Here is a 9,852-nt window from a genome sequence, read left to right as displayed (position 1 = left end):
GAATGAGCAGCTCGCGCGCGGGGGTCTCGCGGGGCAGCGTCTGCGCCGCAGCCAGCGTCACGACGCCGCGCATGCCGGCCCACACGATGATGCCCCCGTGCTTCCACCCCAGCGGCGAGGCCTGGTAGTAGTCGAGGTCTGCCAGCTCGCGGCCCACTCGCCGCCGCCAGACGGTGAGGCGACGCTCGACGCGGTGGCGCTCGACGCTGCGTCCCCGCCGGTCGACGGGCCGGGGCGGCGGATCGTCGAGGTACGTGTCCTCGTAGGCGTCGATGCGGGCGCCCACCGCTCCGAGCCGTGCGCGTTTGCCCTCGGCGCGACGGCCTTGCAGCAGCACCAGGAGCGCGACGTAGCCGGTGCGCACGAGCAGGATGATGGCCAGCGCGGTGCCCGCGAGCAGGAAGGCCCGCTGGGGTCCGTTCTGCTCGGCCAGGTTCTGCAGCCAGAGGTCCTTCAGCTCGAGCCCCATGATGAGGAAGACCGCGCCCTCCAGCACGAGCTCGATGGTGCGCCAGTTGACGGCGTCGGACAGCCGCTGCTCGGCGGTGAACCAGCGTGCGGAGCCCTGGCCGGTCACGATTCCGGCGACCACTGCTGCCACCAGGCCGGACCCGCCGAATTGCTCAGTGGGCAGGTACGCCGCGAAGGGCACCATGAAACCGATCGCGGTGTTGGCTGCCGAGTCCCCCACCCACACCCGCAGGCGGAGTGCGAGAAAGCCCACCAGCGCGCCGGCGGCGATGGCCACGAGCACGCCCCAGGCGAAGGCGCCCGCGAACTCGCCCGCGGCCACCGCGCCTCCCGTGGCGGCTGCGGCGATCGCGGTGCGCAGCAGCACCAGCGAGGTCGCGTCGTTGAGCAGGCTCTCGCCCTCGAGCATCGTCACCACGCGACGTGACAGACCCAGCCGCTTCACGATCGAGGTGGCGACGGCATCCGTCGGGCTCAGGATCGCGCCCAGGGCGATCGACAGCAGCAGGCCGAGTTCGGGGACCGCCCACAGGAAGAACCCGGCGAGCGTCAGCGTCGTGATGATCACCAGCAGCACCGACAGGCCCGATATCGGGCCGAAGTCCCGGCGGAACTCGATCGCCGGCAGCGACACCGCCGCGGAGTACAGCAGCGGGGGCAGGATGCCGACGAGGATGATCTCGGGGTCGACCTCCACCGCCGGAACGAAGGGCAGCAGGCTGACGGCGAGTCCGGCGATCACCAGCAGCAGCGGTCCCGCCACGTTGATACGGGGGGCCAGGCCCGCCGCCACCGCGATCACGACCACGCCGACGATCACCAGCACGATCACCGTGTCCATGGGCGCCTCCCCGTCATTGAGCATTCTGCCGTGAGATCGGGACGAGGACTGCGGGTGTCCGCAGACCCGGGCATGCTGGTCTGTGACGGGAGGACCCTCATGGCCGAGAACGACGCCGCCGATGCCCGGATCGGCCCCGGCGCCCACGACACCATCCGGGTCGTCGGCGCGCGGGAGAACAACCTGCAGGGGGTGACGATCGACCTTCCCAAGCGGCGCCTCACGGTCTTCACGGGCGTCAGCGGCTCGGGAAAGTCATCGCTGGTGTTCGGCACCATCGCCGCGGAGTCGCAGCGCCTCATCAACGAGACCTACAGCACCTTCGTGCAGGGGTTCATGCCGACCCTGCCGCGGCCCGACGTCGATCTGCTGGAAGGGCTGACGACCGCGATCCTCGTGGACCAGGAGCGCATGGGCGGCAATCCGCGCTCGACCGTGGGCACTGCCACCGACGCGCACGCGATGCTGCGCATCCTCTTCAGCCGTCTCGGCACCCCGCACATCGGTCCGCCCCAGGCGTTCTCGTTCAACGTGCCGTCGGTCACCGGCTCGGGAGCGATGAAGGTGGGCGAGAAGAAGGCGGTGAAACGCGAGTACACCGTCACCGGCGGCATGTGCCCGCGCTGCGAGGGGACCGGCGAAGTCAGCGACATCGACCTGGACCAGCTGTTCGACCGCACGAAGTCGCTCGCCGAGGGCGCACTGACCGTGCCGGGGTACACCGTCGATGGCTGGATGGTGCGCGCCTTCACCGAATCGGGGTTCGTCGACGCCGACAAGCCGATCGAGCACTACACCGACCAGGAGCGTCAGGACTTCCTCTACCGAGAGCCCACGAAGGTCAAGATCCAGGGGATCAACATGACCTACGAGGGCCTGGTGCCCAAGATCACCAAGGGCTTCCTGCAGAAGGACCGCGACTCGATGCAGCCTCATGTGCGCGCCTTCGTCGACCGCGCGGTGCGGTTCACCGAGTGCCCCGCCTGCGGTGGCACACGCCTGAGCGAGGCCGCGCGGTCGTCCAGGATCGGCGGGGTGAGCATCGCGGATGCCGCGGCCATGCAGATCACCGACCTCGCCGAGTGGCTGCGCACCGTCGATGACCCCGGGGTCGGCCCGCTCGTGGCAGGCCTGCGTCACACCGTCGACTCGTTCGTCGAGATCGGGCTCGGCTACCTCTCGCTCGACCGGCCATCGGGAACCCTCTCCGGCGGCGAGTCGCAGCGCACCCGCATGATCCGCCACCTGGGTTCCGCCCTCACCGACGTGACCTACGTGTTCGACGAGCCGACCGCGGGGCTGCACCCGCACGACATCCAGCGCATGAACGCCCTGCTGCGGCGCCTGTGCGACAAGGGCAACACCGTGCTCGTGGTCGAGCACAAGCCGGAAGTCATCGAGATCGCCGACCATGTCGTCGACCTCGGCCCCGGCGCCGGCCGCGCCGGCGGGCAGATCACCTATATCGGCGACGTCGCGGGACTGCGCGCGTCTGACACGATCACCGGGCGCCATCTCGACCACCGTGCGCGACTGAAGCCCGCGGTGCGATCGCCGCGCGGCGCGCTGCCCATCCGCGGGGCTGCGCAGCACAACCTGCAGGACGTCGACGTCGACATCCCGCTGGGCCTCCTCACCGTCGTCACGGGTGTCGCGGGGTCAGGCAAGTCCTCGCTCATCCACGGCAATCTGCCCGACCGTGACGACGTCGTGGTCGTTGACCAGTCCGCTATCCGCGGGTCGCGGCGCAGCAACCCCGCCACGTACACGGGGCTGCTCGATGTCATCCGCACGGCGTTCGCCAAGGCGAACGGCGTGAAGCCCGCGCTCTTCAGCGCCAACTCCGAGGGTGCCTGCCCGGTGTGCAAGGGGCTCGGCGTGATCATCACCGAGCTGGGGTTCATGTCCACCGTCGAGACGGTGTGCGAAGTCTGCGAAGGACGACGGTTCACCGACGAGGTGCTGGAGTATCGCCTGAACGGCAAGAACATCGACGAGGTGCTGTCGATGTCGGTCGGCGAGGCGGCGGCATTCTTCGCCAGCGGGCCGGCGCACACGACGCTGGCGCGAATGGTCGACGTCGGACTGGACTACGTCACGCTCGGGCAGCGACTGAACACGCTTTCGGGCGGCGAGCGGCAGCGGCTGAAGCTGGCGATCTCGATGGCCAAGAAGGGCGCCGTGTACGTGCTCGACGAGCCGACCACCGGGCTTCACCTGGCAGACGTCGACAACCTGCTGGGGCTGCTCGACCGGCTGGTGGATGCCGGCAACTCCGTCATCGTCATCGAGCACCACCAGGCCGTCATGGCGCACGCCGACTGGATCGTCGACCTCGGCCCCGGCGCGGGGCGCGACGGCGGGCGGGTGGTGTTCGAGGGAACGCCGGCAGCCCTGGTCGAGGGTGCGGACACCCTCACCGCTCAGCACCTCCGCGCCTACGTCGCCTGAGGCCGCGGCAGGGCGTTGCGGCATCCGGCGTCGCCGACGCTCCCGCCTCTGGCGCCGCCGCCGACCCGGCTCCGCCTCCAGCGCCGCCGCCAGCGCCGCCGTCCCGGCTCCGCCTTCCAGCGCTTGCCTGTCGCGAACGGTCGCTTCGGCGGCCTGCAGGGAGCAGTTTGCGACAGGCGAGCGGGGGCGCGACCCGGCGTTGAGGGCCGCCGCGTGGGGCCCGGCGTTGAGGGCGGGCGCCGAGCGGGCCCGGGCGCGGCGTCGGCGGCGGACGGCCGCACGGCGGGTCAGTCGCCCGTGAGCTCCCGCACCGCCTCGCGCTCGGCGACGAGCTCGGCGACCGACGCCTGCAGCCGCGCCTGTGCGCGCTCGTCGAGGTGCAGCCCCTCCACCACGCGGTAGCCCGATCCGTCGCTGGTCACCGGGAACGAGCAGACGATCCCCTCGGGCACGCCGTACTCGCCGCGGGACACCAGGGCCGCAGACGTCCAGCCGGCGCCGGTGCCGAGCGCCTCATCGCGCACGTGCGCGATTGCGGCGTTCGCGGCCGACGCCACCGACGACGACCCGCGCACCTCGATGATCTCCGCCCCGCGCCGGGCGACCCGGGGGATGAACACGTCGTCGAGCCAGGCCGCGGCGGCATCCGCCCCTCCCAGCTTCTCGGCGAGAGCGGCGAGCACGGGTGCGCCGTCGACCGTGGCGTGGGCGACGTCGGGGAACTGCGTGGCGGAGTGGTTGCCCCAGATGGTGACGCCCTGCAGCGCCGCGGGGCCGACGTCCAGCGCAGCGGAGAGCTGGCCCACTGCGCGGTCGTGGTCCAGACGGGTGAGGGCGCTGAACCGCTCGGAAGGGATGCCGTCGGCCGCGGCCGCGGCGATGAGCGCGTTCGTGTTGGCGGGGTTGCCGACGGTCAGCACGCGCACGTCGCCAGCGGCGTTGGCTGCGATCGCCGCCCCCTGCGGAGCGAAGATGCCGGCGTTGGCGGCGAGCAGGTCACTGCGCTCCATGCCGGCGGCGCGTGGGCGGGAACCGACCAGCAGTGCGCGGTTCGCGCCGGCGAAGGCCACCGCGGCATCGTCGGTCACTTCGACATCGCGCAGCAGCCGGAAGGCGCAGTCCTGCAGTTCGAGCGCGGCACCCTCCGCCGCCCGCATGCCCTGCGGGATCTCCAGCAGGCGCAGTCGGATGGGCTGGTCCGGGCCCAGCATGTCGCCTGCGGCGATGCGGAACAGCAGCGCGTATCCGATCTGACCGCCGGCTCCGGTGATCGTCACCGTCACGGGGGCGGGGAGGCGGGTGGCGGCTGGCGCGGCGTCGGGAGTGGCATCCATGCCCCGAGCCTATGAGTGCGGCGGCGCGCGCAATGCCACCGGTGCGGGGCGTCTGCGGTCCGGCGCCCACACTCCCGGCCGCGGGGCCAGTACCGTTGCGGGGTGACCTTCAATGACAATGCCCGCGTGGGCGGCAACACCGCCAAGCGACGCGGGCGAAACGCCGCCGTCGTCGGCGGCGGAGCGGTCGGTGTCGGTGGCATCGTCGTGCTGCTGCTGAGCATGTTCACCGGTTTCGATCTCGGCGGGTTGCTGGGCGGTGCCGGGGGGTCGGGCGGTGGCACGGCGGCGGAGGAGTCGACGATCGCGAACTGCCAGACGGGCGCGGACGCGAACGCGAACGACGACTGCCGGTTGGCGGCGGCGTCGCTGAACCTCGACCAGTTCTGGGAGCGTGAGCTCGACGGATACCGGGCGCCGCAGCTGATCATCGTCGATGTCGAGACGGGCACCGCGTGTGGCACGGCATCCAACGCCACGGGCCCCTTCTACTGCCCGCCCGAGGAGACCGTCTACGTCGATCCCACCTTCTTCGGCGTGCTGCGCGAGCAGTTCGACACGACGGCCGGTCCGCTCGCGCAGCTGTACGTGCTGGCGCACGAGTACGGCCACCACGTGCAGCAGATCACCGGCGTCTTCGACCGCTACCCGAACAACGGCTCGGGCCCCGACAGCAACGGGGTACGCACCGAGCTGCAGGCGGACTGCTTCGCCGGTGCGTGGGTCGCCGACCTGCCGCAGCAGGTGGACGAGAACGGCGTGCCCTTCATGAAGGAGCCGACGCAGGAGCAGATCCGCGACGCGCTCGCCGCGGCCGCGACCGTCGGCGACGACAACATCCAGCGGCAGTCCGGGGGGACCGTGAACCCCGAGAGCTGGACCCACGGTTCGAGCGACCAGCGGCAGCGCTGGTTCGATGTCGGCTACGAGCGCGGCGCGTCGTCGTGCGACACCTTCTCGGTATCAGGAGCGGACTTGTGAACCACGCGCACCTCGACGACATCCTCTACCCGCCCATCGAACCGTACGAGACCGGCGAGCTTCTGGTCGGCGAGGGCAACCGCGTCTACTGGGAGCAGTCCGGCAACCCGCAGGGAAAGCCGGTCGTGTTCCTCCACGGGGGGCCGGGAGGAGGCACGGCGCCCTGGCATCGTCGGTTCTTCGACCCCGAGGTCTACCGCATCGTGCTGTTCGACCAGCGCGGATGCGGGCGCTCCACACCGCACGCCGGTGACCCCGACGCCGACCTGCGCCACAACACCACGTGGCACCTCGTCGCCGACATCGACCTGCTGCGGCGGACGCTGGGCATCGACCGGTGGATGGTGTTCGGCGGATCGTGGGGGAGCACCCTCGCGCTCGCCTACGCCGAGGCCCACCCGCACACCGTCAGCGAGCTGGTGCTGCGCGGCATCTTCACCCTGCGCGCCCACGAGCTGGAATGGTTCTACGAAGGCGGGGCGTCGGCACTCTTCCCCGATCTGTGGGAGCAGTTCATCGCACCGATCCCGGTGCTCGAGCGCGCGCGCATGATCGAGGCGTACCACCGGCGGCTGTCGGACCCCGACCCCGCCGTGCACGGGCCGGCGGGGCTCGCGTGGACCCGGTGGGAGGCCTCGACGGTCACCCTGCTGCCCGACGCGGAGCTCGTGGAATCCATGTCGGATCCCGCCTCGGCCACGGCGTTCGCGCGCATCGAGAATCACTACTTCCTCAACCGCGGGTGGCTGCGCGAGGGGCAGCTGATCGCCGATGTCGGTGCGATCCGGCACATCCCCGGCGTCATCGTGCAGGGCCGCTATGACGTGTGCACGCCGATGATGACCGCGTGGGACCTGCACCGGGCGTGGCCCGAGGCCGAGTTCGTGATGGTGCCGGATGCCGGGCATTCGGCCGCCGAGCCCGGGATCGCCGCCGCGCTGCGCGCCGCGACCGACCGGTTCGCGGCCTCTGGCGGGGGAGCGGACTCGGAGTAGCTCGCGCGGGCGGGTGGGCCGAGCTTCGTTCGGTGGTCACGTCCGGCCCGCTTCGTGGCGCCTTTGGGGCCGGTTGCGTCGACTGAGCGCGTGCCGGCGGTCAGGGCTGGGATTGGCGTGGCGTGGCGTGCGAGCCCGGACGCCCATCGTCCAGTCGACGCACATGGCCCGCTCCGAGGCGTCCCCGGGGTCATCCGCGTCCACTGAGCAGGGCGGGGCGCGCCCCCCGGACGGATCGAGTGACGTGCGGCATCCCTCCGTCCCTGTCCGCAAGCAGGATGCCGCCGAGTCAGCCGGTCCAGCCGGCGGCGCGGAGCGCGGCGGCCACCTGCCGGATCACCTCGTGCGGGCGGCGGTCGACCAGCTCGTGGGTGAGGCGTACGACCCGCCAGCCCACCTCCGCGTAGGCCTGGTACTTCGCGATGTCCCGGTTCCACTGATCACGTGAGGTGCGGTGGTGGTCCCCCTCGTACTCGACGGCGACGCGATATACCCGGTAGGCCAGCTCGCTGCATCCGATCCAGCGGCAGGAGGCGTCGAACACGTCGACGTCGAGTTCCGGCTCGGGCAGCCCGCCGTCGACGAGCAGCAGCCGTGCGGCCGTCTCAGCGGGGGACGAGCTGCCGGTGCGCAACAGCGGCAGCGCTTCCCGCAGGCGGCCCGCCCCGACACGGCGCCCCGCCTCGAGCGCGCGGGAGAGCTGGTCGAGAGTCGCGAGGGGCGGCCCGCTCGGAGGGCGGAACCCGCCGGGGTGGCGCGGGATCCTGATCAGCGCGTCACCGAAGGCGACGAGCTCGCCCACGCTCAGGTGCGCCCCGAGCATGGCCCACGTCGTCGCGGGTGAGGTCACGCGGATGCCGTGGACCACCGTGACCTCTGCCAGGGTCGGCCGCACGGCGTGCCCGTGCACACCGCGGCCTCGCGGTGCACGCCCGGGGTGATGGACCGCGGCGTGGATGGGGGCGTTCGGTCCCATCCGGAGGGGATAACCGTGGAGCACGGCTGCAGTGTGCAGGCAGAAGAACGTCGCGTCGGTCATCACGAGGGCGTATGCCCCGACTCGGGCGCGTAGGTCTGACCGACGAGCGGAGAACATCCCGGCATCGCCGTCGTCCGACGGCTGCCGCCTCATGCGCACCCGGTGGAACGGATGCTCGACGTCTGGACGGCGGAGGCGCTTGCGACTGACGCCGACCGCCGCGGCGTCGGCGACCGTGAACGCATCGCCGAGCTCGGCGGGAAGGGGTGCACGTCGCGGCATCCAGTCACTGTGCCGGTCGGCGCCCGTGTCGCGAGAGTCAGGATGCCGAAATGGGGATGGTTCCGGCGCTTCGCGAGATGGGGAGACGCCGGCGCCGCGCCCGCCGGCTCGCAGACATGCCCGTGATCTTTTGGTCGTCGCAAGTGTGCCCTTCGCGCGCGCGTACGGGGCCGATTGCGACGACTGAAGGAAGTGGGCACGGGGAAGCGCGCGCGTCGCCGGTTCGGTGGTCGCGAATGTGCCCTCACATCGCGCGGGGAGGGCCGGATGCGACGACTGAACGAAGGGGGCCAGGGGCTGGGACCCGAGACCCCGAGCCCGACGCCCAGGCCGGCAGTCCGCCCCGCCGCTACGCGCCGAAGGCCTGCAGCAGGGTCGCCGACAGGCGCACGGGGTTGCCATCCATGCGGAACCGCGTGAGCCCCTCGCTCACTGCGGCGCCGGTGCGGGCCGAGACGAACCACGGCGGCTTCGGCAGCACCGAGGGGCGTCCGCCGGCGAGAAGGTTCCCCGGCGCCACCGAACGCGGGAAGGGTCGGAAGGGGCCGCGCACGACGCTGCGCTCCACCCGGTCGAGTAGCCGGGCGTTGTGCACGACGCCGATGCCGCTGGGGGCATCGGCGAGGGTCCCGCCCGGGAACGCCCCCCATGAGCACGTGGGGGTGAGGAACCCGAGCGCCGTCCAGGCGTTGACCGCGACGGTGCCGTAGTGCAGCTCGGCGATGGCCTGCTCGAACCCGTCCCCGAGCGCCGTCTGCGTCACCGGGTCGATGATCACGTTCGCGCCGAGCGTGCCGGTCAGCTCGGTGTTGGCGTGCGCGACGGCCGCGTCGACGAAGTCCCGCCCGAGGCCGGGAAGCTCCACGACGCCCAGCACCGGCGCGAAGTACTCGGTGGTCTGCACGGGCGCGGCATCCGTCGCCGCCGCCTCGATCAGCACGCGCGAACCGTCCCCCATGCGCAGGGCGCCGGGATGGGCGGATGCCGCTTCGTCGACACGCGCCTGCGCACCGGGGTACCAGACGGGCCGGGCGGGAGCGGTGTCGTAGGCCTCACGCAGCGCGGCGAGGAACGCCTCGCGCTGCGGCCAGTCCGCGCTGAGCAGCACCACCTGACCGGCGATGCAGTTGTGCCCGCTGTTGTAGAGCCGCATCGTCACGACGTGCTCGGCCTGGAAGCGCAGGTCGGCCTCTGACCATTCGCCCGGCACGACGATGATGGGCGAGACCCCGCCCAGCTCCGCCGAGATGGGGGTGGTCAGCCGCGGCACACCGGTCTCGCGGCGCTGGGCGGCATCCTCACCGGTGCCCCAGACGATCGCCTCGAACGTCGTGATGGACCCGGTGATGTGCACGTGATCGATGCCCGGATGCCCGGTCAGGTACGCCCCGACGTCGCCGCCGCCGCGCACGATCCGCAGCATCCCGGCGCCGATCAGCGGGGCGAGCGCCCGCTCGTAGACGGGCACCAGGTCGTCCTGCGTGGGGTTGACCTTCAGCAGCGAGACGCGGTTGAACG

General features: G+C 71.7%; 7 protein-coding genes. 3 read left to right on the top strand and 4 right to left on the bottom strand.

Going from position 1 to position 9,852, the window contains the following annotated elements; translation table 11 throughout:
- On the bottom strand, positions 1-1,312 hold a 1,312-nt coding region (locus tag NQ160_RS12535; RefSeq protein WP_257515563.1), incomplete at its 3' end, for a cation:proton antiporter.
- Between the two features lie 99 nt (positions 1,313-1,411).
- Here NQ160_RS12535 and NQ160_RS12530 point away from each other — a divergent pair.
- Entirely contained in the window at positions 1,412-3,763 is a 2,352-nt protein-coding gene (locus NQ160_RS12530) for an excinuclease ABC subunit UvrA (RefSeq protein WP_257515564.1), read from the top strand.
- 287 nt (positions 3,764-4,050) lie between these two features.
- Here NQ160_RS12530 and NQ160_RS12525 read toward each other — a convergent pair whose 3' ends face one another.
- Positions 4,051-5,097 (bottom strand): malate dehydrogenase, encoded by a 1,047-nt coding sequence (locus NQ160_RS12525; protein WP_257515562.1) that lies wholly within the window; start codon positions 5,095-5,097, stop codon positions 4,051-4,053.
- A 102-nt stretch (positions 5,098-5,199) separates the two neighbouring features.
- Between NQ160_RS12525 and ypfJ the strand changes: the two genes are divergently transcribed.
- A complete protein-coding gene (gene ypfJ, locus NQ160_RS12520) occupies positions 5,200-6,078 on the top strand; it encodes a KPN_02809 family neutral zinc metallopeptidase (RefSeq protein WP_257515561.1) in 879 nt (292 codons plus the stop codon).
- Positions 6,075-7,073: a prolyl aminopeptidase gene (gene pip / locus NQ160_RS12515; RefSeq protein ID WP_257515560.1), complete on the top strand. Its 999-nt coding sequence runs from the start codon at positions 6,075-6,077 to the stop codon at positions 7,071-7,073. The genes ypfJ and pip overlap by 4 nt, the downstream gene beginning before the upstream one ends.
- A 289-nt stretch (positions 7,074-7,362) precedes the next feature.
- Here the strand turns inward: pip and NQ160_RS12510 are convergent, their stop codons facing one another.
- Together NQ160_RS12510 and NQ160_RS12505 are read right to left on the bottom strand one after the other, a co-directional pair.
- Positions 7,363-8,334, bottom strand: a complete 972-nt coding sequence (locus tag NQ160_RS12510; protein ID WP_257515559.1) for a hypothetical protein — start codon at positions 8,332-8,334, stop codon at positions 7,363-7,365.
- Positions 8,335-8,683: 349 nt separating this feature from the next.
- Positions 8,684-9,852, bottom strand: a 1,169-nt coding sequence (locus tag NQ160_RS12505) for an aldehyde dehydrogenase family protein (RefSeq protein WP_257515558.1), incomplete at its 5' end; no start/stop codon positions are given.

The sequence above is a fragment of the Microbacterium sp. zg.Y909 genome (assembly GCF_024626565.1).
This window is presented reverse-complemented; position numbering and strand designations above follow the sequence as displayed.